The 25,559-nt window shown below is 71.5% G+C and carries 20 protein-coding genes; 15 read left to right on the top strand and 5 right to left on the bottom strand.

The window, feature by feature from the left end; translation table 11 throughout:
- The first annotated feature begins 29 nt into the window (after positions 1-29).
- Positions 30-2,336 (top strand): catalase, encoded by a 2,307-nt coding sequence (locus E9934_RS04045; RefSeq protein ID WP_158294919.1) that lies wholly within the window; start codon positions 30-32, stop codon positions 2,334-2,336.
- Positions 2,337-2,340: 4 nt separating this feature from the next.
- On the opposite strand, the gene E9934_RS04040 is transcribed toward E9934_RS04045, so the two are convergent.
- On the bottom strand, positions 2,341-2,940 hold the full coding sequence (locus E9934_RS04040) for a 1-acyl-sn-glycerol-3-phosphate acyltransferase (RefSeq protein WP_202977187.1): 600 nt from the start codon (positions 2,938-2,940) through the stop codon (positions 2,341-2,343).
- Between the two features lie 106 nt (positions 2,941-3,046).
- On the opposite strand from E9934_RS04040, the gene E9934_RS04035 reads away from it, so the two are divergent.
- The 4 genes from E9934_RS04035 (at position 3,047) to E9934_RS04020 (ending at position 8,273) form a co-directional block, all read left to right on the top strand.
- Positions 3,047-3,469, top strand: coding sequence for a Fur family transcriptional regulator (locus tag E9934_RS04035; RefSeq protein WP_275106610.1), 423 nt, complete (start codon positions 3,047-3,049; stop codon positions 3,467-3,469).
- 24 nt (positions 3,470-3,493) lie between these two features.
- The gene (gene katG / locus E9934_RS04030) at positions 3,494-5,701 is read left to right on the top strand and encodes a catalase/peroxidase HPI (protein ID WP_136561594.1); all 2,208 of its coding nucleotides are present in this window, start codon (positions 3,494-3,496) and stop codon (positions 5,699-5,701) included.
- A gap of 86 nt (positions 5,702-5,787) precedes the next feature.
- The gene (locus E9934_RS04025; protein WP_136561593.1) at positions 5,788-6,108 is read left to right on the top strand and encodes a GNAT family N-acetyltransferase; all 321 of its coding nucleotides are present in this window, start codon (positions 5,788-5,790) and stop codon (positions 6,106-6,108) included.
- 101 nt (positions 6,109-6,209) lie between these two features.
- Complete coding sequence (locus E9934_RS04020; RefSeq protein WP_136561592.1) at positions 6,210-8,273, top strand: PhoX family protein; 2,064 nt, start codon at positions 6,210-6,212, stop codon at positions 8,271-8,273.
- Between the two features lie 135 nt (positions 8,274-8,408).
- Here E9934_RS04020 and E9934_RS04015 read toward each other — a convergent pair whose 3' ends face one another.
- Positions 8,409-9,188, bottom strand: coding sequence for an SDR family NAD(P)-dependent oxidoreductase (locus tag E9934_RS04015; protein WP_136561591.1), 780 nt, complete (start codon positions 9,186-9,188; stop codon positions 8,409-8,411).
- Positions 9,189-9,328: 140 nt separating this feature from the next.
- Between E9934_RS04015 and E9934_RS04010 the strand changes: the two genes are divergently transcribed.
- From E9934_RS04010 to E9934_RS19990, 4 genes are all read left to right on the top strand, one after another.
- On the top strand, positions 9,329-11,110 hold the full coding sequence (locus tag E9934_RS04010; protein WP_238694749.1) for an ABC transporter ATP-binding protein: 1,782 nt from the start codon (positions 9,329-9,331) through the stop codon (positions 11,108-11,110).
- Between the two features lie 30 nt (positions 11,111-11,140).
- Positions 11,141-13,621 carry a leucine--tRNA ligase gene (gene leuS, locus E9934_RS04005; protein ID WP_420872929.1) on the top strand — a complete coding sequence of 827 codons (2,481 nt, stop codon included), beginning with the start codon at positions 11,141-11,143 and terminating at the stop codon, positions 13,619-13,621.
- A gap of 66 nt (positions 13,622-13,687) precedes the next feature.
- Positions 13,688-14,602 carry a DegV family protein gene (locus E9934_RS04000; RefSeq protein WP_136561589.1) on the top strand — a complete coding sequence of 305 codons (915 nt, stop codon included), beginning with the start codon at positions 13,688-13,690 and terminating at the stop codon, positions 14,600-14,602.
- Positions 14,603-14,704: 102 nt separating this feature from the next.
- On the top strand, positions 14,705-15,679 hold the full coding sequence (locus E9934_RS19990; protein WP_202977185.1) for a helix-hairpin-helix domain-containing protein: 975 nt from the start codon (positions 14,705-14,707) through the stop codon (positions 15,677-15,679).
- A gap of 52 nt (positions 15,680-15,731) precedes the next feature.
- Here the strand turns inward: E9934_RS19990 and E9934_RS03990 are convergent, their stop codons facing one another.
- Entirely contained in the window at positions 15,732-16,763 is a 1,032-nt protein-coding gene (locus tag E9934_RS03990) for an HPP family protein (protein WP_136561588.1), read from the bottom strand.
- A 59-nt stretch (positions 16,764-16,822) separates the two neighbouring features.
- Here E9934_RS03990 and E9934_RS03985 point away from each other — a divergent pair, with 59 nt between their 5' ends.
- Together E9934_RS03985 and holA are read left to right on the top strand one after the other, a co-directional pair.
- On the top strand, positions 16,823-19,168 hold the full coding sequence (locus tag E9934_RS03985; protein WP_136561587.1) for a ComEC/Rec2 family competence protein: 2,346 nt from the start codon (positions 16,823-16,825) through the stop codon (positions 19,166-19,168).
- Between the two features lie 46 nt (positions 19,169-19,214).
- A complete protein-coding gene (holA, locus tag E9934_RS03980) occupies positions 19,215-20,186 on the top strand; it encodes a DNA polymerase III subunit delta (protein WP_136561586.1) in 972 nt (323 codons plus the stop codon).
- A 75-nt stretch (positions 20,187-20,261) separates the two neighbouring features.
- Here holA and rpsT read toward each other — a convergent pair whose 3' ends face one another.
- The gene (rpsT, locus tag E9934_RS03975) at positions 20,262-20,522 is read right to left on the bottom strand and encodes a 30S ribosomal protein S20 (protein ID WP_136561585.1); all 261 of its coding nucleotides are present in this window, start codon (positions 20,520-20,522) and stop codon (positions 20,262-20,264) included.
- Positions 20,523-20,670: 148 nt separating this feature from the next.
- Positions 20,671-21,585 (bottom strand): phosphotransferase family protein, encoded by a 915-nt coding sequence (locus E9934_RS03970; RefSeq protein ID WP_136561584.1) that lies wholly within the window; start codon positions 21,583-21,585, stop codon positions 20,671-20,673.
- A 214-nt stretch (positions 21,586-21,799) separates the two neighbouring features.
- On the opposite strand from E9934_RS03970, the gene E9934_RS03965 reads away from it, so the two are divergent.
- The 4 genes from E9934_RS03965 to E9934_RS03950 form a co-directional block, all read left to right on the top strand.
- Positions 21,800-22,354 (top strand): DUF3558 family protein, encoded by a 555-nt coding sequence (locus tag E9934_RS03965; protein ID WP_136561583.1) that lies wholly within the window; start codon positions 21,800-21,802, stop codon positions 22,352-22,354.
- 76 nt (positions 22,355-22,430) lie between these two features.
- Complete coding sequence (gene lepA, locus E9934_RS03960; RefSeq protein ID WP_136561582.1) at positions 22,431-24,311, top strand: translation elongation factor 4; 1,881 nt, start codon at positions 22,431-22,433, stop codon at positions 24,309-24,311.
- Positions 24,311-25,249 carry an aminoglycoside phosphotransferase family protein gene (locus tag E9934_RS03955; protein WP_136561581.1) on the top strand — a complete coding sequence of 313 codons (939 nt, stop codon included), beginning with the start codon at positions 24,311-24,313 and terminating at the stop codon, positions 25,247-25,249. Before lepA ends, E9934_RS03955 begins: the two co-directional genes overlap by 1 nt.
- A gap of 47 nt (positions 25,250-25,296) precedes the next feature.
- Positions 25,297-25,559: MOSC domain-containing protein (locus E9934_RS03950; protein WP_158294918.1), on the top strand; the 263-nt coding region annotated here is incomplete at its 3' end.

Here is a 25,559-nt window from a genome sequence, read left to right as displayed (position 1 = left end):
ATCGGCAGCACCTATTCGAGGAGGCAGCAATGGCTGATGCAAGCAAGGCGGCACGAGTGATCAGGAAGGCCGTGAAGGGGACGGTCACGCAAGCGGCGGAGGTGGCGATGGCGTGGGTCGAGGCGTCCGGCGGGGGACGCATCCCCGGCGCCCCGGCGTCGAGGACGCCACCGGTCGATGAGCCGGTGAAGCCTAGCGATCCGTTCCCGCCGAAGCTCGACCAGCGCGGCCCGGAGCGTCGTACGGCGACGGGCGCGGAGACGCTCGTGACCCCCGCAGACGTCGCGCAGCAGGGTCGCCACCTCACCACGTCGACCGGAGCGCGGCTGCAGGACTCCGACCACTCGCTCAAGGCCGGCGAGCGCGGGCCGACCCTTCTCCAAGACCACCACCTGCGGGAGAAGATCACCCACTTCGACCACGAGCGGATCCCTGAGCGCGTCGTCCACGCCCGCGGGGCGGGGGCGCACGGGGTGTTCGTCGGCTACGGCAACGCGAAGCCGGTCTGCAAGGCGGCGTTCCTCGCCCGCCACGTCGAGACGCCGGTGTTCGTGCGCTTCTCCACGGTGCTCGGCTCCCGCGGCTCTGCCGACACCGTGCGCGACACCCGCGGCTTCGCGACGAAGTTCTACACCTCCGAGGGCAACTTCGACCTGGTCGGCAACAACATCCCCGTCTTCTTCATCCAGGACGGCATCAAGTTCCCCGACGTCATCCACGCCGGCAAGCCGCACCCGGACCGGGAGATCCCGCAGGCGCAGAGCGCCCACGACACCTTCTGGGACTTCGTCTCGCTGCACACCGAGGCCCAGCACCACACGATGTGGAACATGTCCGACCGGGGCATTCCGCGCTCCTACCGGATGATGGAGGGGTTCGGCGTCCACACCTTCCGGACGGTCAACGCGCAGGGCGAGACCGCCCTCGTCAAGCTGCACTGGAAGCCCAGGCTGGGCGTCCACTCGCTGACTTGGGAGGAGGCGCAGCTGCTGGGCGGGGTGGACCCCGACTTCCATCGCCGCGACCTCGCCGACGCCATCGAGTCCGGCGCGTTCCCGCAGTGGGAGCTGGGCATGCAGGTCTTCCCGGACACCCCGGAGCAGACCTTCGAAGGGATCGACCTGCTCGACCCGACCAAGCTCGTGCCCGAGGAGCTCGCGCCGGTCCAGGCCGTCGGACTGCTCACCCTCACCGCGAACCCCACCAACTACTTCGCCGAGACCGAGCAGGTCGCCTTCCACGTCGGCAACATGGTGCCCGGCATCGACGTCACGGACGACCCGCTGATGCAGGCGCGGCTCTTCTCGTACGTCGACACGCAGCTGCTGCGCCTCGGCGGACCGAACCACAACCAGATCCCGATCAACCGGCCGCACGTGCCGGTCAACGACATGTTCCGCGACGGCTTCCACCAGCACGCCGTGCACGCCGGCGCGGCGCCCTACAAGCCCAACTCGCTGGACGGGGGTTGCCCGTTCTTCGCGGGCAGTGCCACACGGGACCATGCCTTCGTCGACATCCCGGCGCCGGTCGCCGCGGGTGTCAAGGAGCGAGGTGCACCGCCCTCCTTCGACGACCACTTCAGCCAGGCCCGGCTGTTCTGGGTCAGCATGACCCCGGTCGAGCAGGAGCACATCGTGCTCGCCTACACCTTCGAGCTGTCCCGCTGCTACGAGACGGCCATCCGGGAGCGACAGCTGCAGGCACTCGCCAACGTCGACCCGGAGCTCTGTGCGCGCGTCGCTGCCGGGCTCGGGCTCACTGCTCCCGAGCCGACGGTCCCGCTGGCCGAGCCCGCTCCCAGCGCGGCGCTCTCCCAGCTCGGGGGCACGTGGTCGGCCGAGGGGCGCACCGTCGGGATCGTCGTTGCGGAGGAGGCGGACGAGGGGCTCGCCGGTCTGAGTGGGGTGATCGACGCGGTGTTCGCAGCCGGCGCCGTCCCCCTCGTCGTTGCCGCGCACTGCGGTGAGCTGAGTGACGGGACGCCGATCCAGCGCACCTTCGGCGCAACGCGCTCGGTCGAGTTCGACGCGGTCCTGATGCTGGGCAGCCCGCCCCCGGCCCCCGACGCGCTTCCCGTGCGCGACACCAAGGCCGCCGCGCCGGCGGTCAGCCTCGATCCACGGGTGGTGCTCCTCGTGCAGGAGTGCTTCCGCCATGCCAAGGCCGTCGGCGCGAGCGGCGACGGGGTGTCGGCCCTGGCGGAGATCGGGCTCGCGGACGACGAGGCCGGTGTCGTCACCGGCACCGACCCCGCGGGGGTGGTCGCCGAGCTCCTCGAGCTGCTCGGCGCGCACCGCGCCTGGGAGAGGTTCACAGCCGGGGGGATTGCCTGACGAGTCAGTCCACCGGGGGCAGCCCGGTCTCCTCCTCGCGCAGTCGAGGCTCGGTGCGGTTCTCCGGGCGGATGCCGTGCTTGTCGGCGTAGAAGGCTCGCACGAGGTCCATGTCGGCCACGACATCGCCGCTGGGATGGAAGGTCGGGCCCATGCCCAGTGTGCGGGTGGGGCCGTCGACGAAGCCCAACGTGATGGGGAGCTTCGTCTGCTGGGAGATCCGGTAGAAGCCCGCCTTCCAGAACTCGCCCTTGCTCCGGGTGCCCTCGGCGGCGATCACCAGCTGGAAGCTCGGGTCCGCTGCGGCTGCCTGGAGCAGTGCGCGAATGGTGGCCCCCGGGCTCGAACGGTCGAGCGGCACGCCGCCGGTGCGTCGCAGCACCGGGCCGAGCATGCCGTCGAAGTAGTGGGCGGCGATGAGCACGCGCGGACGCGCGCCGTTGGCCCAGGCGATCATCAACATCACCAGCCAGTCCCACTGCGAGGTGTGCGGAGCGCCGACCAAGATGCCGCCCGAGGGTGGGACCTCGCCGACCAAGCGCCAGCGGGTCAGGCGCAGGAGGCTGCGGGCGAGGGTGCGGCGGACCCGCATCTGGTGTGCCATGGGAGGACCGTAGTGGCGTCGCACCTCGCGCCCGCCCGCGAGGTCGGTCGGGGGCCTCGGCGCGCCGTTTCTTGACTAGTTCAAGAAAGATGGCAAGATGGGCGTCGTGAGCAACCCCGACTTCTCCCAGCAGTTGCGCGACGTCGCGCTGCGGGTGACGCGGCCCCGGCTCGCCGTCCTCGAAGCCGTCCACGCCCACCCCCACGCCGACACCGAGACGGTGATCGCTGTGGCACGTGGCATCCTGCCCGAGGTCTCCCACCAGGCCGTCTACGACTCGCTGCACACGCTGACCACAGCCGGTCTGGTGCGCAGCATCAAGCCGGCCGGATCCGTGGCCCGCTACGAGACGCGCACCGGCGACAACCACCACCACGTGGTGTGCCGGTCCTGCGGCTCGATCGCCGACGTCGACTGCGCTGTCGGTCACACGCCCTGCCTCACCGCATCAGACTCCCGCGGCTTCGTCGTCGACGAGGCCGAGGTCATCTATTGGGGCACCTGCTCCGAATGTTCCGTCCGCACCTGACCGATCACCCCCGAAAGGTTGAGCATGTCCGAGAACCAGGCTGGCTGCCCCGTCGCCCATGACGGCAGCGAGAGCGAGAACCCTGCGCTGTCCTCGCCGACGCCGAAGACCCCCCGTCCCCGCACCATCCAGGACTGGTGGCCCAACGCGCTCGACCTGTCGGTGCTGCACGCCCACTCGCCGGCGGGCAATCCGCTGGGCGAGGCCTTCTCCTACAAGGAGGAGTTCGCGAAGCTCGACGTCGAGGCGCTCAAGCGCGACGTCACCGAGGTGCTGACGACCTCTCAGGACTGGTGGCCCGCCGACTTCGGCCACTACGGCGGCCTGATGATCCGCCTCAGCTGGCACGCCGCGGGCACCTACCGCATCTATGACGGTCGCGGTGGCGCCGGCGACGGCGCCCAGCGCTTCGCGCCGCTCAACAGCTGGCCGGACAACGGCAACCTCGACAAGGCCCGTCGCCTGCTGTGGCCCGTCAAGCAGAAGTACGGCCAGAGCATCTCGTGGGCCGACCTGCTCGTGCTCGCCGGCAACGTCGCGCTGGAGTCGATGGGATTCAAGACCTTCGGCTTCGCCTTCGGCCGCGCCGACGTGTGGGAGCCCGAGGAGATCAACTGGGGCACCGAGGACACCTGGCTGGGCGACGAGCGCTACAGCGGTGAGCGCGATCTCTCCAACCCGCTCGGCGCGGTCCAGATGGGCCTGATCTACGTCAACCCCGAGGGCCCCAACGGCAACCCCGACCCGCTGGCCTCGGCGCGCGACATCCGCGACACCTTCGGCCGGATGGCGATGAACGACGAGGAGACCGTTGCCCTCATCGCCGGTGGTCACACCTTCGGCAAGACCCACGGCGCCGGCCCGGCCGACCACGTCGGCCCCGAGCCGGAGGCGGCTCCGCTCGAGGCGCAGGGCTTCGGCTGGCTGTCGACGCACGGCACCGGCAAGGGCGGGGACGCGATCACGTCCGGCCTCGAGGTCACCTGGACCGACAAGCCGACGCAGTGGAGCAACCGCTTCTTCGAGATCCTCTTCGGCCATGAGTGGGAGCTCACCGAGAGCCCGGCCGGAGCGAAGCAGTGGGTCGCCAAGGACGCCGAGGCGATCATCCCCGACGCCCACGGCGGCCCCAACAAGCTGCCCACGATGCTGACCAGCGACCTCGCGCTGCGCTTCGACCCGGCGTACGAGAAGATCTCGCGCCGGTTCCTCGAGAACCCCGACGAGTTCGCGCTGGCCTTCGCCAAGGCCTGGTACAAGCTGCTCCACCGTGACATGGGTCCGGTCGACCGCTACCTCGGCCCGTGGGTGCCCGAGGCGCAGCTGTGGCAGGACCCGGTGCCGGCCGTCGACCACCCGCTGGTCGACGACGCTGACGTGGCGGCTCTCAAGGCGAGGGTGCTCGACTCCGGTCTCACGGTGGCCGAGCTCGTCTCGACCGCCTGGGCCTCGGCGGCGTCGTTCCGCTCCACCGACAAGCGCGGCGGCGCCAACGGTGCGCGCATCCGCCTCGCGCCCCAGAAGGACTGGGAGGTCAACCAGCCCGAGCAGCTCGCGACCGTCCTCGGCAAGCTCGAGGAGATCAAGGCCGCGTTCGACGCCGAGGGGGACAAGAGGATCTCGCTGGCCGACCTGATCGTCCTCGCCGGCTCCGCGGCGGTGGAGAAGGCCGCGAAGGACGGTGGCTTCGACGTCACCGTGCCGTTCACGCCCGGCCGCACGGACGCAACCGAGGAGCAGACCGACGCCGAGTCGTTCGAGGTCCTCGAGCCCCGCGCCGACGGCTTCCGCAGCTACGTCCGCCCCGGCGAGAAGCTGCCGCTGGAGACGCTCCTGCTCGACCGTGCCTACATGCTCGACCTCACTGCGCCCGAGATGACCGTGCTCCTCGGCGGTCTGCGGACCCTCGGCACCAACGTGGGTGGCAGCGCACACGGCGTACTGACCGAGCGCGCCGGCGTGCTGTCGACCGACTTCTTCACCAACCTGCTCGCCCCGGGCGCGGTCGTGAAGGCGTCGGAGAGCGACGAGCACGTCTACGAGATCCGCGACGCTGCCACCGGTGAGGTCCGCTGGACCGCCACGGGCGCCGACCTGATCTTCGGCTCCAACTCGCAGCTGCGGGCGCTCGCCGAGGTCTATGCGAGCGACGACGCGAAGGACCGGTTCGCGCGCGACTTCGTCGCGGCGTGGGTCAAGGTCATGGAGCTCGACCGGTTCGACCTGGCCTGACCTCCAGCGTCAGCCAGCAAAGGGAGGCCGTCCCGACCGGGGCGGCCTCCGTTGCTTTTTTGTCGCCGGTCGGCACGATGGATGTCATGAGCGACGAGACCTCGACCGAGAGCATCACCTACGTCCACGCCCCGGACCTCAACCGCTATGAGGTGCGTGACCGCGACAAGGACGATGCGGTCATCGGGTTCACGCAATACCGGCTGCCCGACGACGTCCACGTCGACTTCGTGCACACCGAGGTCGACGAGTCCTACGGCGGCCGCGGCATCGCCGGCGAGCTCGTCGCCTTCGCCCTGGCCGACGTCCGGGCCGAGGGCAAGCGGATCATCCCGCACTGCCCCTACGTGGCGAAGTGGATCGCCAAGCACCCGGAGTACGCCGACATCACCGACGTGCCGGCCTGATCCTCGCTGAGCCCTCCACGTAGACGAGGCTCCGCCCGCGCTTCACCGGCGGTCCACCTCGTCGACGGTGGCGGTTCACCGGCCACTGGTCGGCTGCGGCCATGACCTCTGTGGCCCCCGACAACCGCCCGCTCCTGTCCGTCGTCCCGGACGGCAACCGGCACGGTTCGCGCTCCTACCTCACCTGCTTCTTCCGCTGCGGCAACGCCTGTGACAAGCCCGAGCCCAACCCGACCGACCACGCTCACATCCGCGACGAGATCACCCGGGCGGTCGGGCGTCGGGGCGTTCTCGCGGGTGGCGCGGCCGGAGCCGGTGCCCTCGTGGTGGGCAGCGTGCTGACCGGGGAGGCCGCCGCCGCTCCGCTCGCCGGCGACCTGCGCCGCAAGGGCGTCCTGGGCACGGCGCCCTTCCGTCCGGTGGTGCCGAACAAGCGGGACGCCTTCACCACGGCCACGGGCTTCGGCCACCGGGTCGTGATGCGCTGGGGCGACGCGGTCGTCTCGGGCGCGCCGCGCTTCGACCCCTACCGGCAGAGTGTTGCCGCCGCCGAGAAGCAGTTCGGCTACAACTGCGACTACGTCGGCTTCGTGCCGCTCGGCGCCGACGCGGCACTGCTGGTCGTCAACCACGACTACACCGACGAGAACCTGATGTTCCCGGCCGGGGTCTACACCGACGACGAGATCAAGCGGATCTCGATGGTCAACCACGGCATGTCGATCGTCCGGCTCACCCGGGCGAGCACGCCGGGCTCCTGGCGGCGCCAGGAGCTCAAGAAGGCGCCGCAGAACAGGCGCATCCACATCCGCACCCGGTTCAAGGTGACGGGTCCGGCCGCGGGCGATGACCGTCTGAAGACGACGGCCGACCCGACCGGCCGTGTCGTGCTTGGCACGCTCAACAACTGCGCCGGCGGCATGACGCCATGGGGCACGGTGCTCTCGGGCGAGGAGAACTTCAACCAGTACTTCGACAAGGGCGCCTCGGAGTTTCCCGCCGAGCTCGCCGACTCCTACGCCCGCTACGGGATCACCGGCACCGGCACCCGCGGCTGGGGGACGGTCGACCCGCGCTTCGACCTGTCCGTGGAGCCCAACGAGCCGCACCGGTTCGGCTGGGTCGTCGAGGTCGACCCGCTCGAGCCGCGCTCGACCCCGGTCAAGCACACGATGCTCGGCCGCTTCAAGCACGAGGGCGCCAACGTCACCGTCGCCCGCAACGGCAAGGTCGTCGCCTACATGGGCGACGACGAGCGCGGTGACTACCTCTACCGGTTCGTCTCGGCCAAGCGCTTCAGCGACCGCAAGGGTGCGGCTGCTCGCCGGCACAACAAGACGCTCCTCACCGAGGGCACGCTCTACGTCGCCCGCCTCACCGGCGACGGTCTCGAGGACGACGTCCACGACGGCACGGGCGAGTGGATCCCGCTGTGCTCGGACAAGCGCTCGTTCGTCGACGGCATGTCCGTGGCCGACGTACTGCTCTTCACCCGGCTGGCCGCGGACAAGGTCGCGCCGACCAAGATGGACCGCCCGGAGGACGTCGAGCCGAACCCGGTCAACGGCAAGGTCTATGCCGCGTTGACCAACAACTCCAACCGGGGCGGGTCGATGGCCGTTGACGAGGCCAACCCGCTCTCGTCGTCGATGGTGCGGGCCAACCTCGCCGCGCCGCTGACCCCGGCCAGCGGCAACCGCAACGGCTACGTGCTCGAGATGACCCCGACCGGCCGGGACCACACGGCGCGGACCTTCACCTGGGACCTGTTCCTGGTGTGCGGTGACCCCGAGGCGCCCGAGAGCTACTTCGGCGGTTTCGACAAGTCGAAGGTGAGCCCGATCAGCTGCCCGGACAACGTGGCGTTCGACAGCCTCGGCAACCTCTGGATCTCGACCGACGGCAACGTGCTCGGGAGCAACGACGGGGTCTTCCGGGTGCCCGTCGCCGGCGCGAACCGGGGGCAGGTGCAGCAGTTCTGCACCGTGCCGAAGGGCGCCGAGGCGTGCGGCCCGCTCATCGCCGACCGCGACCGGTCGCTCTTCGTCGCCGTCCAGCACCCCGGTGAGATCGCCGGCGCGACGTTCGAGGAGCCGGCCAGCACCTGGCCGCACACCGACGACTTCCCGCGCCCCTCGGTGGTCGTCGCCTACCGCGACCGCTGAGGTCGTCACCAGGTCATCGAGGCGCGAGCGCCAGCGAGCGTCACGAGATGCCCGGGGCCACCTCACGCAGGTGCGCACCGGGGTCTCGTGACGCCGCCTCGTTCCTCGGCGGCTCCTCGACCACCTGAGGTGGCCTCACGCGATCGTCATGCCGCCGTCGACGGCGAGGGTCTGGCCGGTGATGTAGCCGGCCGCGTCGGAGGCGAGGAAGACGGCGGTGGCCGCGAGCTCCCGCGGGTCGCCCTTGCGGCCCGCGGGGATGCGGTCCTGCTGCTGCTCGAGGTAGCCCGGCGGGTAGCTGTCCGTCATCTCGGAGGTGAAGAAGCCGGGAGCGATCGCGTTGACGCGGATGCCCTTGCGGCCGGTCCACTGCTGGGCGAGGTCGCGGGTCAGGCCGATGACGCCGGCCTTCGATGCGGCGTACGCGGCCTGGGGGAGACCGGCGGTCGTGATCCCGAGGACCGAGGAGATGTTGATGATGCTCGAGCCCGGTTGCATGATCCGGCCGCAGGCCTGGGCCATCCAGTAGCTGCCGTTGAGGTTGATGTCGATGACGTCGCGGAACTGCTCCGGCGTCTCCCGCGTCGACGGTACGGCGGTCCCGACCCCGGCGTTGTTGATGAGGATGTCGACCCGACCGAACTCGGCGACGGCCGCGTCGACCAGCGCCTGGCAGGAGGCGGGGTCGGCGACATCGGTGGCGACGCTCAGCGAGCGACGGCCCGCGCCCTCGATGAGCGCGGCGGCTTCGGTGAGTCGCTCGACCCGGCGCGCCCCGATGGCGACGTCGGCGCCCGCCTCGGCCAGGGCGCGCGCGAAGTCGACGCCGAGGCCCGAGCTGGCGCCCGTGACGACGGCGACCTTGCCGTCGAGGCGGAACAGGTCGAACAGGTCGCGGGAGTCCGTGGCAGTCATGGAGGCACCGTAGCGGAGGCAAGCCAGATTCCGAACGCTCGCTTGGATAAGAGATCGCGATCTCTCAGGGGGGCGTCGCGGGTCGGGGGACCCGCGAGACATAGGGTTGCCTTAGTTTCCGTTCGTCTGGAGGAGCCCGGTTGTCCGCCGACCCCACCACCCGTCCCCTCCGCGCGCTCTGGGAGCGGCACCGCCGCTATCGCGGGCGGTTCGTCCTCGCCGTGGCGATGTCGACGCTCAACAAGGTCGCCGACGTCGTGCCGGAGCTGCTCATCGGCGCCGCCGTCGACGTCGTGGTGCGAGGCTCCGACTCCTTCATCGGCGACGTGCTCGGCGTCGAGTCACGCTATGCCCAGCTCGGCTGGCTGGCCGCGATCAACGTGGTGGTGTGGATCATCGAGTCCGCGTCGGAGTACGCCGCCGGCGTGCTGTGGCGCGGACTGGCACAGGGCATCGAGCACGACCTGCGGGTCGAGGCCTACGACCACGCCCAGCACCTCGATCTCGGGTGGCACGAGACCCGGCCCCAGGGCACCACGCTGGCGACGCTCAACGACGACGTCAACCAGCTCGAGCGGCTCCTCGATGTCGGCTTCCCCGCGATCCTCCAGACCGTCCTCAACGTCGTCCTCGTGGGGGCGGTCTTCGCGGTCGCGTCGTGGCAGCTGACGCTCTATGCCTTCCTGCCGATCCCGCTGATCGTGATCGGATCGTTGGTGTTCCAGCGTCGCCTCGAGCCGCTCTACGACGACGTCCGCGAGCGGGTCGCCGACCTGTCCGGTGCGCTGAGTGCCAACCTCTCCGGCATCGCGACCATCAAGTCGTTCACGGCCGAGGATCGCGAGCGGGACCGCATCGCCGGCTTCTCGATCGCCTATCGGCAGGCCAACCTGACCGCCATCCGCTCCTCGGCCGCGTTCGTCCCGCTGGTCCGCATGGCGATCCTCGCGGGCTTCACCTGCACACTGCTCCTCGGCGGGTGGCAGACGCTCGACGGTGACCTCGAGCTCGGTCTCTACTCGGTGCTGGTCTTCATGACCCAGCGACTGCTCTGGCCGCTCACGGACGTCGCCGAGGTCCTCGACCTCTACCAGCGCGGTCGCGCCTCGACCGTCCGCATCCTCGCCCTCCTCGCGGTGCCGGTCGCGGTGCCGGCAGGGACGGCCCGGCTCGACAAGCCGGTCGGTGGCCGGGTCGAGCTGCGCGGAGTCCGGGCGGGTTACGCCGACGGGCCCGACGTACTCCACGGGATCGACATGGTCATCCCCGCCGGTGAGACCCACGCGATCGTCGGCAGCACCGGTGCCGGCAAGTCCAGCCTGCTGCGGCTGGTGCTGCGCTTCGACGACCCACGCTCCGGCGAGGTGCTGCTCGACGGCACCGACGTCCGCGAGCTCGACTGGGACTCGCTCCGTGGGTCTGTCGGATACGTCGCCCAGGACATCTACCTCTTCTCGGGCTCGATCGCCGACAACATCGCCTACGGCCGTCCCGACGCGTCGCAGGCCGACATCGAGGCGGCCGCCGAGGCGGCGGCGATCGCCGACTTCGTAGCGAGCCTGCCGGAGGGCTACGGGACATGGGTCGGGGAGCGCGGCGTCACGCTGTCCGGCGGTCAGCGCCAGCGGATCGCGCTGGCCCGCGCCCTGCTGCGGGATCCGGCCCTCCTGGTGCTCGACGAGGCGACCAGCGCGGTCGACAACGAGACCGAGGCGGCGATCCAGTCCTCGCTGCGGCGGGCGGGGGAGCGGTGCACGACCCTCGTCGTCGCCCACCGCCTGTCGACGGTGCGCCACCCCCACCGGATCTGGGTGCTGGACGCCGGACGGGTCATCGAGGCCGGGACCCATGACGAGCTGGTCGCGCAGCGCGGCTCCTATGCGGCGCTGTGGGCCGTGCAGACGGGCGAGGCCACCGCCTGAGCGCTCATCGGCGGCAACTATCATCTGGCCGTGAGTGAAACTGACGCCCACTACGACGTCCACGCGGTCGAGGAGAAGTGGCTGCCGGTCTGGGAGCGGCTCGACGCGTTCCGCGCCGACGACGCCGCCGCGCTCTCGGGGGAGCGGGAGAAGCGTTACGCCCTCACGATGTTCCCCTACCCGAGCGGCGACCTGCACATGGGTCACGCCGAGGTCTTCGCCATCCACGACGTGCTGGCGCGCTACTGGCGCTTCCGGGGCCACGACGTCCTCAACCCGATGGGCTGGGACTCCTTCGGCCTGCCGGCCGAGAACGCCGCCATCCGCAACGACGAGCACCCGGCGACCTACACCTACGCCAACATCGAGACCCAGTTCGAGTCGATGCGGCGCTACGGCGTCAGCTTCGACTGGTCCCGACGGCTCCACACCTCGGACCCCGAGTACTACCGCTGGACGCAGTGGCTCTTCCTGAAGTTCCGCGAGCAGGGGCTGGCCTACCGCAAGAACTCGCCCGTCAACTGGTGCCCCAACGACCAGACCGTGCTCGCCAACGAGCAGGTGCTGGCCGACGGCACGTGCGAGCGCTGCGGGGCCGAGGTCACCAAGCGCGAGCTGACGCAGTGGTACTTCCGGACCACGCACTACGCCCAGGAGCTGCACGACTGCCTCGACGACCTGCAGGACTCCTGGATCGGCAAGGTCGTCAACGCCCAGCGCAACTGGATCGGCCGCAGCGAGGGTGCGCACGTCAGCTTCGCGGTCGAGGGCCACGATCCGATCACCGTCTTCACGACGCGGCCCGACACGCTGTGGGGAGCGACCTTCATGGTCGTCGCCGCCGACGCGAAGCTCGCTGGCGAGCTGGTCACCACCGAGCAGGCCCAGGCCCTGGAGGACTACCTCGTCGAGGTGCGCAAGGCCTCAGACATCGACCGTCTCGCCACCGACCGGCCCAAGTCCGGTGTCTTCCTCGGGACGTACGCCGTCAACCCGGTCAACGGCGAGCGGCTCCCCATCTGGGCCTCGGACTACGTGCTGGCCGACTACGGCACCGGTGCGATCATGGCGGTGCCCGCCCATGACCAGCGTGACCTCGACTTCGCCCGGGCGATGGACCTGCCCGTGCGGCGGGTGGTCGACACCGGCGACGAGAACCCGGAGGAGACGGGCGTCGCGACCTCCGGCAACGGCACCTACGTCAGCTCCGGACCGCTCGACGGCCTGACCGACAAGGCCGAGGGCATCCACCGGGTGATCGAGCTCCTCGAGGCCGATGGCACCGGCACCGGCACGGTCAACTTCCGGCTGCGTGACTGGCTGCTGTCGCGCCAGCGCTACTGGGGTGCGCCGATCCCGATCATCCACTGCGCCGCCTGCGGCGAGGTGCCCGTGCCCGGGGACCAGCTCCCCGTCGAGCTGCCCGAGCTCCGCGGCGCCGACCTGAAGCCCAAGGGCACCTCGCCGCTCGGCGGGGCCCGCGAGTGGGTCGAGGTCGCCTGCCCGTCGTGCGGCGGCCCGGCCGAGCGCGACACCGACACGATGGACACCTTCGTCGACTCGTCGTGGTACTTCTTCCGCTACCTCTCGCCCAACGACGCCACCCAGGCGTTCGACCCCGCGCTCGCCAAGGCGTGGGGGCCGATCGACCTCTACATCGGCGGCGACGAGCACGCCGTGCTCCACCTGCTCTACGCCCGCTTCTTCACCAAGGTGCTGCGGGACCTGGGGCTCATCGACTGGGACGAGCCGTTCTCGGCGTACCTCTCGCAGGGCAAGGTCATCAACGGTGGCCGCAAGATGAGCAAGTCGCTGGGCAACGGGGTCAACCTGGGTGAGCAGCTGGAGAAGTTCGGCGTCGACGCGGTCCGGCTGACCCTGGTCTTCGCGAGCCCGCCGGAGGACAACATCGACTGGGCCGACGTCTCGCCGTCGGGCGCCTCGAAGTTCCTGCAGCGGGCCTGGCGCCTGGCCGGCGACGTGGCCTCGGCCGCGGGCGACGACGCGGCCGCCGGCGACACGGCGCTGCGCAAGGTCACCCACAAGACGATCCACGACGCCGCCCAGCTGCTCGAGTCCTACCGCTTCAACGTGGTCGTGGCGCGCACCATGGAGCTGGTCAACGCCACCCGCAAGGCGATCGACTCCGGCTGCGGTGCCGCCGATCCCGCCGTGCGGGAGGCGGCCGAGGCGGTCGCGATCCTGCTGTCCCTCGTGGCGCCCTACACCGCCGAGGAGATGTGGGAGCGTCTCGGTCACCAGCCGTCGGTCGCCCAGGCGGCGTGGCCGACGGTGGACCCGGCGCTGCTGGTCGAGGACTCGGTCACGGCCGTCGTGCAGATCCAGGGCAAGGTCCGGGCCCGGCTCGAGGTCGCGCCGGACATCTCCGAGGCTGACCTCGAGGCGCTGGCGCTCGCCGACCCGGGCGTCGTCAAGGCGATCGACGGACGCGACGTCCGCAAGGTCATCGTGCGGGCGCCCAAGCTCGTCAACGTGGTCATCGGTGGTTGAGGTGCCGCGAGCGAGGGACGAGCGAGTGGCCTCGAAACCAGGTGAGCTCGAGGGCGGACGGTAGCCATGGCTGCGGTCAGGAGGGTCGCCCTCGTCACCGACTCGACAGCGCTGCTGCGTCCGGAGGTCGAGGCGCTGGCGGACGTCGTGGTGGTGCCCCTCCAGGTGGTGATCGATGACGAGGTCTTCGACGAGGGCGCGCCGGAGGCGACGCCCGACCAGGTGGCGGCGGCGCTGAAGGGCAAGCGTGCCGTCAGCACGTCGCGCCCTGCTCCGGCGGTGTTCGCCGAGCTCTATGAGCGACTGGCGGCCGACGGGGTGACCGAGATCCTCTCGGTGCACCTGTCGGCCGAGATGAGCGGCACCTACGAGTCGGCGCTGGTGGCCTCCCGCGACGCGGGAGTGCCGGTCACCTGCGTCGACACGCGGCAGGTCGGCGTGGCGGGCGGCTATGCCGTCGAGTCGGCCCTCGCCGTGCTCGCGCAAGGCGGCGACACGGCCGCTGCGGCCGAGGCAGCCCGGGCTCGGGCGGCGGCGTCCACGTCGCTGTTCTACGTCGACACGCTCGAGTACCTTCGCCGCGGTGGTCGGGTCGGGGCGGCGGCCGCCGTCTTCGGGGGCGCCCTGGCCGTGAAGCCCCTGCTCGGCATCGTCGACGGCGTCGTGGCTCCGCAGGCCAAGGTGCGGACGGCAGCGAAGGCGATCGCCCGACTCGAGGCGCTCGCGATGGAGGCGTCGGGAGACGGTGCGGTCGAGGTGTGCGTCGCCCACCTGACGGCTCCGGACCGGGCCGCTGCGATGGCGGAGCGGTTGACCGAAGCGTTCGGGGAGCGGCTTGCCGGATCGGCCGTCGTTGCCGCAGAGGAGCCGGCGGTGCGTTGCGTGGAGCTGGGTGGCGTGCTCGGCGCGCACGTCGGGCCGGGGATGCTCGCGATCTGCGTGGCGCCGCTGTCGGCTCCCACCGTGCCCACCGCTCCCTGAGCCTGCCGGGTGCCGTCCACAGGCCGGCGGTCGGACAACGGGTCTGCACAGGTGCTGTCGGCTCCACCGCTGTCGCCGGCGTGACGGTGTCACGGTGGCGGCATGCATCCACGACGAGGAGCGGGCGGCCAGGAGCGTGCCGCGCCCGACCAGGCGGCCCGCCGCCTGGCGCAGATCGCCCAGGGCGCAGGGGGGACCGTGCCGGCCGCCACGACCGCCACGGCCGCCACGGCCGCTCAGCCGGATCCGGCGCCCGATCCGTGGTGGCGTGACCACACCCGGGTGGCCGTCGGACGGGCGGGTCCGCAGGCCGAGCAGGTCGCGCCCCCGCCGGTGGACGGTCCGGAGCCCGTTGTGCTTCCGCGACCCGGGCGTCATGCGGCGCGACGGGCGGTGCTGGGTCCGTTGACAGGCCGGAGCCTCGCCGAGCGACTCCCGGTGTTGCGCCCGGGTCACGTGACCGTCGTGGCGCTGGCGGTCGCGATGGCGCTCGCCGTCACGACCTGGTGGGTGGTGCGCGACCGGGCCGAGACGTCATCGGGCCCGGCCGAGATCGCTGCCGGGTCGGGGGAGCCGCTCGAACCCCTCGAGCCGCTGGCAGCCGACGCCTCGATGCCGGACGACGCGGCGGGCGGGGGTGAGACGGTCACCGTCGATGTCGCCGGGAAGGTCCGCCGGCCCGGCATCGTCGTCCTGGACGAGGGTGCGCGCGTGACCGACGCGCTCGAGGCTGCCGGCGGAGCGCGGCGCGGCGTCGACCTGACCAGCGTCAACCTCGCCCGGATCCTGGTGGACGGAGAGCAGATCGTCGTCGGCGCCCCGGCCGCCGGGCCCGGGAGCGCTCCGGCCGGCCCGGCGGGTGGGCCGTCGGGCGGTCCGGTCGGGGCGCTGGTCAACCTCAACCTGGCCGGTGTCGCCGAGCTCGAGGGACTTCCGGAGGTCGGGCCGGTCACGGCCGCCGCGATCGTCGCCTGGCGCGACGAGCACGGCGGCTTCACGAGCGTCGACGAGTTGCTGGAGGTCGACGGCATCGGGGCGAAGACCCTGGAGACGATCGCGCCCCATGTCACCGTCTGACGGGCGCGACCAGGCCTACGGGGACCCGGACCGGTCAGGGGCCCCGGACCTGTCAGGAGCCGAGCAGGGCCCGGTGGAGGACGGCGATCAACTCGCCGCGGGTGATCATGCCGACCAGGCGGCCGTCGTCGTCGACGACCGGCACGTTCTTGTAGCCCTCCGAGGTCATCGCCGACACCAGCTCGGCCACCGGGGTGTCCTCGCGGATCGTCGTCACCTCACTGCGCATGATCGACTCCACCGCCTCGAGCTCGACGATGTCGCGGGTGAAGAGGTCGATGATCGACACGACCCCGATCACCCGCCGGTCGTCGCCGATGACCGGCAGCGTCTTGACCTGGCGTTGCACGAGCAGCGTGCGGGCCCGATAGATGGACTCGAAGGGGTGGACGACGGCCACCTCGCGGTTCATGATCCGGGCGACGGGGATCGACCCCAGCCGCCGGTCGAGGGCGTGGGTCTCGGCGTCGCGGACGATCGCGACGACGTCGGCGGGGAGCACGTCGAGGCGGTCGGCGAGCCGCTTCATCGCCTTCTCGACGTCCGGGGTCGTGATGCCCAGTGCGGCCGCAGCATCCGCGGGTGCGGGTGCGGGTGGGCGGTGGGGGTAGCGGCGACCGGTGAGGTTGTTGACGGCGATGGCCACGACCAGCAGGGCGGCGGCATTGACCAGCACGGGGGTGAGCACGAAGAGCGGGCCCTGCTCGTCGATCACCGGCGTCGCAGTCGCCGCGAGCAGCGCACACGCCCCGCCGGGGGGATGGAGGCAGCCCAGGAGCATCATCACACCGATGGCCACCCCCACCCCGAGCGCGGCGGCGAACAGGACGTCGTCGACCAGCGCGTGTGCGGCGAGTCCGACGGCGGTGGATATCCCGTTGCCGCCGAGCACGGGCCACGGCTGCGCCAACGGGCTGGCCGGCACGGCGAAGAGCAGCACGGCGCAGGCGCCCATCGGCGCCACGATGAACGGCAACATCGCCGGCCCGCCGGGCACGGCCCGTGCCGTGGCTCCGGCGACGGCGATGCCGATGAGGGCGCCCGCGGCGCCGCGGGCGAGCTCCGGTGCGGTGTAGCGACTCACCGACGGCACACTAGGGCACGTCGCCCGGGCCCTCGCCCGGTGGCGCGCAGCTGGGTGCCATGAGCGGGCGGCACGACGTCCGGGCCGCGGTCCTCGGTCTCTGCGGGTGGCTCGCCGCTGCTGCCGCCATCCACCTCGGCGTGCGCTGGGCTGCCCTGGCGACCACCGCGGTGGCCGTCGTCGTGGTCGGCCTCGTCGCCCTCGTCGCCCTTGTCGCCCTTGTCGCACGGACCTGGGAAGGTGCGCGACGGCTGGCTCTCGGTGGGCTCTGCGTCGCGGGAGCCGCCGTCGTGGCTGTCGGTCTGCGGGAGCAGGCAGTGACCGCCAGCCCGCTGCACGGCTGGGCCGAGCAGGGCGCCACCGTCGACATCGTCGCGACGGTCGTCTCCGACCCTCGCGCCGTCGAGGGCATGTGGGCCGATCAGGTCGTCGTCCGACTGCGGGTCCGGGAGGCGGCGGCGCGTGGGGAGCGCCATCGGGTCGGTGGCACGGTGGTGCTGATCGGCGAGCCCGACTGGGCTGAGGTGACGCTGGGCGAGCTGGTGGTGGCCGAAGGTCGGCTGGCGGAGCCCGAGGACGGTCATGTCGCCGCACTGCTGCGCGGCACCGGGCCGCCGGTCCACCTGAGGGACCCGGATCCCTGGTGGCGTGCCTCGGCGGCACTGCGGGAGTCGATCCGCGCGTCGACGGCGCACCTGGCACCGGCGCCGGCCGGTCTGGTCCCCGCACTGGTCGACGGAGACGACGCCGGGTTGCCCGCCGAGGTCGAGGCCGACTTCCGGACGACCGGTCTGACCCACCTGACCGCCGTCTCCGGCACCAACCTGACCCTGGTCGTCGGCGCGCTGCTCCTCCTCGCCCGGTCGCTGGGGGTGCGCCGGCGCTGGCTGACGCTGGTCGGCGCGCTCGGCATCGTCGGCTTCATCCTGCTCGCTCGCACCGAGCCCAGCGTCCTGCGGGCCGCGGCGATGGGCACTGTCGGCTTGTTCGCCTTCGGCACCGACGGGCGGCGGCGTGGGCTGCGCGCCCTCGGGGTCGCTGTGGTGGGCCTCGTGCTGATCGATCCGTGGCTGGCGGTCTCGGCCGGCTTCGTGCTGTCGGTCCTCGCCACCTCCGGCATCGTGCTGGTGGGCCCGCCCCTGGCCAGCGGGCTGCGGCGCTGGCTGCCACGTGGGCTGGCCGAGGCGATCGCCGTGCCGACGGCCGCGCAGCTCGCCTGCACGCCGGTCGTCGCCGTGCTGTCCAGCGAGGTCAGCCTGATCGCGATCGTCGCCAACATGCTGGCCGGGCCCCTCGTGGGGCCGGCCACCGTGCTCGGGCTGCTCGGGGGCCTGGTGGGCCTGCTCGACGAGGGGCTCGGTCGCCTCGTCGGGACGGTCGCCGGGTGGTGCGTGGGATGGATCATCGCCGTTGCCCAGACCGGTGCCGGTCTCCCGCTCGCCGCGATCCCCTGGGGGAGCGGTCCCGTCGCGATCACGCTCCTGATCGTGATCTGCGTGGCTCTGGTTCCGGTGCTCCACCTCGTGGTGCGCCGACCCCGATGGGCGGTGCCCGTGGCGGTCCTCGCGCTGCTGGTCGTCCTCGGCGTCCCGGGACGGATCTGGCCGGAGTCCTGGACGGACTGGCCGCCGGCCGGCTGGCTGGTGGTCGCCTGCGACGTGGGTCAGGGTGACGCGCTCGTCCTCGCCACCGGACTCGCCCACACCGCCGTGGTCGTCGACGTCGGGCCGGACCGGGACGCGGTCGACGACTGCCTGGACCGCCTCGGCGTCGAGCAGATCGCCCTGCTCGTCCTGACCCACTTCCACGCCGACCACGTCGCGGGGCTCGACGGAGTGCTGCGCGGTCGGCAGGTCGCCGGGATCGAGAGCACGGCCGTGCTCGACCCGCCGGAGGCGGCCGCGGACGTCCAGGAGGTCGCCGCCGCGCGCGGGGTCCCGGTCGCGATCGCACCCAGCGGATCGACCCGTCAGGTCGGGGCGCTGTCGCTGCAGGTCCTGCACCCGAGGTCGGTCGAGCCGACGACCGGGTCCGGCACCGGCGAGTCGGCCAACGACGCGAGTGTCGTGCTCCTGGCCCAGATCGCCGGGGTCCGGCTCCTGCTGACCGGGGACCTCGAGCCACCCGGCCAGGGCCAGCTCGCCCGCATGCTGCCGAACCTCGAGGTCGACGTCCTCAAGGTCCCGCACCACGGCAGCGACCACCAGGATCTCGCCTGGCTGACGTCGCTGGGAGCCGAGGTCGCCCTTGTCACCGTCGGCGCCGACAACGACTACGGCCACCCGTCCGGCCGCGTCCTCGACGGTCTCGAGGCCGCGGGCGCCGAGGTCGGCCGCACGGATCTCGGCGGCGACCTCGCCGTGACGATGACCGAGGGCGCGCTCGACCTCGTGACCCGGCACTGACCGTCCACTCGTCGGCGGGGTCGGGGCGCTGTGGCAGGCTTCTCGCATGCGCGCGGCGGAGGTGCTCGGACGGGTCATCCTCGTCACCGGCAAGGAGGAATACCTCGGAGCCCGGACGGTCGACGAGGTCCGCGCCGCGGTCCGCGAGCACGACGGAGAGGCCGAGCTCACCGACACGCCCGCCTCAGACCTGACCCAGGGCACGTTGGGCGAGATGTCGGCGCCCTCGCTCTTCTCGGCGGTGCGTTGCGTGGTCGTCCGCAACCTCGAAAACCTGCCGGACGAGTCGGTCGAGGGTCTGTTGGCCTATGCCGCGGCACCGGTCGAGGACGTCACCATCGTCCTGGTCCACGGCGGCGGCCAGAAGGGCAGCGGCGTGCTCACCAAGCTGCGCAAGCTCCCTGCCGTCACCGAGCACAAGTCCGAGGAGCTCAAGCCGTCGGACTTCCCCAACTTCGTCGCCCACGAGGTACGACGCCACGGCGCGACCATCGACCGGGACGCCGCCGACGTGCTGCTGGAGGCGATCGGCCGCGACCTCCGCTCGCTCGCCGGAGCCGCCAGCCAGCTGGCCAACGACTTCCCCGGCGAGCGGATCACCGAGTCCCAGGTGCGCCGCTACTTCGGCGGTCGCGCGGAGGCCAAGTCGTTCGCCGTCGCGGACGCCGCCTTCGCCGGGCGTGACCGGGCCGCGCTCGAGGAGCTGCGGTGGGCGCTCGACTCCGGGACCGCCGCGGTGCTCATCACCTCGGCCTTCGCGGGCAGTGCCCGCGGTCTGGCCCGCCTGGTGAGCGCCCCGCGGGGGATGCGCGACGCGGACCTGGCCCGCGAGGTCGGCGTACCGCCGTGGAAGCTGCGCAGCCTGCGCGAGCAGGCGCGCGGCTGGTCGGAGCCCGGCCTGGCCCGGGCGATCCGGGCGGTCGCGCAGGCCGACGCCGACATCAAGGGGGCGGCGAGCGACGCGTCCTACGCCCTCGAGCGGCTGGTCCTGACGGTCACCGCCCTGCGCCGGTCCTGACGGCGACGGCAGGGCAACACAAAAGGGAGCCCCCGACGTCGGGGACTCCCTTGGCTCCGGGACCGGAGTGTGCGCTCAGAGAGAGGCAGCCTGCTTCGCGATCGACGACTTGCGGTTCGCGGCCTGGTTCTTGTGGATGACGCCCTTGGAGGCGGCCTTGTCGAGCTTCTTGGTGGCCTCGCGGGCCAGGGCGACGGCGTTGTCCTTGTCGCCGGCCTCGGCGGCCTCGCGGAACTTGCGGACCGCGGTCTTCAGGCCGGTCTTGACGGCCTTGTTGCGCTCGTGCGCCTTCTCGTTCTGCTTGTTGCGCTTGATCTGGCTCTTGATGTTCGCCACGAGTGATTGCCCTCTTGTGTCGTGTGGATGCTGGTCTGGTCCGGAGCACGACTCCTGCTGGCCCGGCCCGGAGGGCAGGCGACAACGCAGGAGACGCGACCAGCAAGGCTAACAGTGGTGCAACGGCGCCCCAAATCGTCGTCGGACGTCACCAGCCACGACGCTCCGCGAGCCAGCCGTCCACCACGTCGCGCTGCCAGGCCTGGGCCCTCCGCACATGGGGCGAGGACGGCGGCACCGCCTGGTTGGCGTGGTGGGCGAAGTAGCCGAGCAGGAGGGCCAGGGCCACGTCGACGTGCCCGGGTGGCACGACGGACAGCAGCGGATGCGCTGTGATGTGTGCCTCGACGTCGAGCCCGTCGCCGCGCGGACCGATGAGGAGCATCAGGGAGTCCAGCCAGTTCGCGCCCGCGACCGGCCAGTTCCAGTCGCACAGCAGCGCGGAGCCGTCGGGGCGGATGAGCAGGTTGTCGTCACGGACGTCGGTGTGCACGAGCGTTTCCCCGGCGACCACCTCGGCGTAGCCCGCGGCGAGCGCCCGCAGCTCGGCGGCGCGCGGGTGGTCCACCTGCTGCCAGTACGACGGCCACGCCGCGAACTCGTCCACCGCCGAGTCCAGCGGGGGAGCCGGGGTGAAGAGGTCGGCGACCTGCAGGGTCACGGCGGACGCGGCCGCGAGGTCGTCGTCGGTCCAGGGACGGTGCGGCGCCCGCGCGTCGACGTACTCGGTCGACAGGACGTACCAGCCGTCGATCTCGTCGGCCCACAGCAGCCGCGGCGCGGGCGCGGCCGCGGGCAGCAGGCGCAGCTTGCGGACCTCCTCGCGATAGGACTCGGCGAACGGGCGCTGGGCGATCGTGGCGGCCGCCTTGACGAAGTGCCGCGTCCCATCGGCGGCGGCGAGCACGGAGGCGAAGCCCGGGGTGAAGCCACCGTCCTGCGAGATCGCGTCGACGACGGGCGCGCCGATCCGCTGCTCGATCCCGCTGCGCACCGTCGGTGGCAGGTGGGACCACGCGACGCGACGGGCGGTGCGGCCGTGCGGCAGGACGGGGAGTGGCACGCGGCCATGATTCCCCACCGGCAGGTATGGATCTCACTAGGCCGTGTCTCCCATTCCCATGGCGGCGTCAGCGCCGCCCAGTTGGCGCGCTCGCGGCGTTGCCGACGCTCGAAAGACAACCCGGTATTCGCTTCGCGCCGGCGCCTTGCGATCACACCACCTGAGCGACGCTGGCATCCGCCGAGGAATGGGAGACACGGCCTAGGCTCCGGCCATGGCCCTCCCGCGTCCGCGCCGCTCCCGTCGCCCCGCCCTCGCGATCGTTGCCCTGGCCCTCGTCGCCACCGGCTGTGGCGGCAACGATGACGATCAGCCGGACGGCCAGCCGAGCGCTTCCGATGCCTCCAGCGCCTCCAGCGCCTCCAGCGAGGACTCCGGCGACGGCACCGCCGAGGGCCCGACCGGCGAGATCCCGGACCCGTGCACGCTGCTCGCGGCGAACGAGCTGGCGAGCCTGTCCGGCAGCGACCCCGGCGCGGGCTCGCTGCAGGCCGTCGACCCGTCGCAGCGCAAGGTCTGCACCTTCGCCTCGGGCCTGATCCTCGCCGTCGAGGTCGCCGGCAACTGGGAGGCGACGCTCGACGGCATCCGGGACCACTTCGGGGAGGACGCCCTCGAGCCGGTGCCCGGTGTCGGCGAGGAGGCCTACTGGCAGCCGAGCGGCAGCCAGTTCGTGGCGGTCGACGGCGACTACCTGGTCGGGGTGACGGGCGTCCCTGACGAGAACACCGGCGAGCAGCTGGCCGTGGCCCTGCTCGACGTGCTCTGAACGACGTCGCCCCGGGGCCCGGCGGGTTGGACGAGGTTTAGCGAACCGGGCGCCCTTTGGGGAGAATGGGCGCACCATGCCCGCAGCCTCCGCCCCGCAGCCCGGTCGCACCGACCCGGCGATCATCCGCAACTTCTGCATCATCGCGCACATCGACCACGGCAAGTCGACGCTCGCGGACCGGATGCTGCAGCTGACGGGTGTCGTCGATGAGCGCGCGGCGCGTGCGCAGTACCTCGACCGGATGGACATCGAGCGCGAGCGCGGCATCACGATCAAGTCCCAGGCCGTCCGGATGCCGTGGACGGTGACCGACGAGGCTGCTGCCGAGCACGAGACCGAGGCCGGCACCTACATCCTCAACATGATCGACACCCCCGGGCACGTCGACTTCACCTACGAGGTCTCCCGGTCGCTGCAGGCGTGCGAGGCCGCGATCCTGCTGGTCGACGCGGCCCAGGGCATCGAGGCGCAGACCCTCGCGAACCTCTACCTCGCGATGGGTGCGGACCTCCACATCATCCCGGTGCTCAACAAGATCGACCTGCCGAGCGCCAACGTCGAGAAGTACGCCCTCGAGCTGGCCAACCTCGTCGGCTGCGAGCCCGAGGACGTGCTGCTCACGTCGGCCAAGACCGGTGTCGGCGTGACGGCGCTGCTCAACGAGATCGTCAAGCAGACCCCGGCGCCCGTCGGTGACGCGGACGCTCCGGCGCGGGCCCTGATCTTCGACTCCGTCTATGACACCTACCGCGGCGTGGTCACCTATGTCCGGGTCGTCGACGGCAAGCTGTCGCACCGCGACCGGATCAAGATGATGTCGAGCGGCGCGGTCCACGAGATGCTCGAGGTCGGCGTCATCAGCCCCGAGCCGATGAAGGCCGGCGAGCTCGGCGTGGGCGAGACCGGCTACCTGATCACCGGCGTGAAGGACGTGCGCCAGTCGCGGGTCGGCGACACGGTGACCAGCCAGCACCACGGCGCCTCCGAGCCGCTGGGCGGCTACGACCACCCCAACCCGATGGTCTACGCCGGGCTCTACCCGATCGACGGCGACCAGTACCCCGAGCTGCGTGACGCCCTCGAGAAGCTGCAGCTCAACGACGCCTCGCTGACCTACGAGCCCGAGACCTCCGGCGCGCTCGGCTTCGGCTTCCGCTGCGGCTTCCTCGGCCTGCTGCACATGGAGATCACCCGCGAGCGGCTCGAGCGCGAGTTCAACCTCGACCTGATCTCGACCGCCCCCAACGTGGTCTACGAGGTCGTCATGGAGGACCGCAGCCAGCTGACGGTCACCAACCCGAGCGAATACCCCGACGGCAAGATCGCCGAGGTCCGTGAGCCGATCGTCAACGCGACCATCCTCAGCCCGAGCGACTACATCGGCACGATCATGGAGCTGTGCCAGAACAAGCGCGGCAACCTGCTCGGCATGGACTACCTCTCCGAGGATCGCGTCGAGATGCGCTACACCCTGCCGATGGGTGAGATCGCCTTCGACTTCTTCGACCAGCTGAAGTCCAAGACCAAGGGCTATGCCTCGCTCAACTACGAGTTCGCCGGCGACCAGGCCGCCGACCTGGTCAAGGTCGACATCCTGCTCCAGGGCGAGCCCGTCGACGCATTCTCCGCGATCGTGCACAAGGAGGCCGCCTACGCCTACGGCGTGATGATGGCCTCCAAGCTCAAGGAGCTCATCCCGCGCCAGCAGTTCGAGGTGCCCATCCAGGCCGCCATCGGCGCCCGGGTGATCGCCCGGGAGAACATCCGCGCCATCCGCAAGGACGTGCTCGCCAAGTGCTACGGCGGCGACATCAGCCGCAAGCGCAAGCTGCTGGAGAAGCAGAAGGAAGGCAAGAAGCGGATGAAGATGGTCGGCCGCGTCGAGGTGCCCCAGGAGGCCTTCGTCGCCGCGCTCTCGACCACCGGCCCGGCCGGCGACAAGCCGAAGAAGTAGTGCGGCCGGTCGTCGTACCCGTCGAGCTCGACGCGCGTCGTCGTCTCGGCCCGGACTGGGCGACCTGGCTCGATCGTCTTCCGGCGTCGGCCCGCGACCTGCTCGACGAGTGGGACCTCGCGCCCGGAGCCGAGACCTGGCACGGCTTCTGCTCCCTGGCGCTGCCGGTGACCACGGCCGACGGCACGCCGGCGGTCCTCAAGATCGCCCTCCCCGAGGGTGAGTCCGAGCACGAGCACGTCGCCCTCCAGCACTGGCACGGTCGCGGCGCCGTCCGGCTGCTGCGTGCCGACCCCGGCCGTCGGGCGCTGCTGCTCGAACGGCTCGACCGTGTCGACCTGACCGACGCGTGGGACCAGGAGGCCTGCGAGGTGGTCGCGGGGCTCTACGCCGACCTGCACGTGGCGCCGCTGCCGCAGCTGCGCCCCCAGGCGTCGTACGTCGAGCGGTGGGCCGAGGCGCTGCGCCGCGACGCCCACGAGGTCCCGGTGCCGCGGCGCCTGGTCGACCAGACGCTCTCCTTGGCACGCGACCTGTGCCAGGAGGAGCCGCGGTCGGTGATCCACGGTGACCTGCACTACGCCAACGTGTTGCAGGGACGCCGCGACGGCGAGACGACGTGGCTGGCGATCGACCCGAAGCCCACCAACGGCGATCCGCACTACGAGCTCGAGCCGATGCTGCTCGATCGCTTCGACGACTACACCGCTCCTGGTGCCTTCGGGTCCGTCCGTGACGGCATCCGGCGCCGCTTCCACACCCTCCTCGACGGCGCCGGCTTCGACGAGCACCGGGCCCGTGACTGGGTGGTCGTGCGCTCGATCCTCAACGCGCACTGGGCCCACGAGGACGCCGTCCGTGCCGGCCGTCGACTCGACGCCGACGAGCGTGACCACGTCACCGCCTGCATCGCGATCGCCAAAGCGGTCCAGGACTGATGGTCAAAGCGGCCCAGGGCCAGGGATCCATGCACGACAATCGGGCGGTGTCCACCGTGCCCACCGTCATCGCCATCAGCACCGGTCGTCCGCAGGTCAAGGAGTGGGCCGGCATCGGCCGCACCTCGATCGACAAGACCAACGTGTCCGGACCGGCCCGCGTCGGTGAGCTGGGCATCGAGGGCGACACGGTCAGCGACACGCAGCACCACGGCGGGCCCGATCAGGCGATCTACGCCTATGCGCGCGAGGACCTCGACTGGTGGGAGGAGCAGCTCGGGAGGCCGATCCGCAACGGCCAGTTCGGCGA

This window comes from Nocardioides caeni (assembly GCF_004912195.1).
GTDB classification, from domain to species: Bacteria; Actinomycetota; Actinomycetes; order Propionibacteriales; family Nocardioidaceae; genus Nocardioides; species Nocardioides caeni.
This window is presented reverse-complemented; position numbering and strand designations above follow the sequence as displayed.

Coding starts and splice junctions, on each gene's coding strand:
- E9934_RS04045 (WP_158294919.1), top strand. CDS start 30: ATGGCTGATGCAAGCAAGGCGGCACGAGTGATCAGGAAGGCCGTGAAG.
- E9934_RS04040 (WP_202977187.1), bottom strand. CDS start 2,940: ATGGCACACCAGATGCGGGTCCGCCGCACCCTCGCCCGCAGCCTCCTG.
- katG (WP_136561594.1), top strand. CDS start 3,494: ATGTCCGAGAACCAGGCTGGCTGCCCCGTCGCCCATGACGGCAGCGAG.
- E9934_RS04025 (WP_136561593.1), top strand. CDS start 5,788: ATGAGCGACGAGACCTCGACCGAGAGCATCACCTACGTCCACGCCCCG.
- E9934_RS04020 (WP_136561592.1), top strand. CDS start 6,210: ATGACCTCTGTGGCCCCCGACAACCGCCCGCTCCTGTCCGTCGTCCCG.
- E9934_RS04015 (WP_136561591.1), bottom strand. CDS start 9,188: ATGACTGCCACGGACTCCCGCGACCTGTTCGACCTGTTCCGCCTCGAC.
- E9934_RS04000 (WP_136561589.1), top strand. CDS start 13,688: ATGGCTGCGGTCAGGAGGGTCGCCCTCGTCACCGACTCGACAGCGCTG.
- E9934_RS19990 (WP_202977185.1), top strand. CDS start 14,705: ATGCATCCACGACGAGGAGCGGGCGGCCAGGAGCGTGCCGCGCCCGAC.
- E9934_RS03985 (WP_136561587.1), top strand. CDS start 16,823: ATGAGCGGGCGGCACGACGTCCGGGCCGCGGTCCTCGGTCTCTGCGGG.
- holA (WP_136561586.1), top strand. CDS start 19,215: ATGCGCGCGGCGGAGGTGCTCGGACGGGTCATCCTCGTCACCGGCAAG.
- E9934_RS03965 (WP_136561583.1), top strand. CDS start 21,800: ATGGCCCTCCCGCGTCCGCGCCGCTCCCGTCGCCCCGCCCTCGCGATC.
- lepA (WP_136561582.1), top strand. CDS start 22,431: ATGCCCGCAGCCTCCGCCCCGCAGCCCGGTCGCACCGACCCGGCGATC.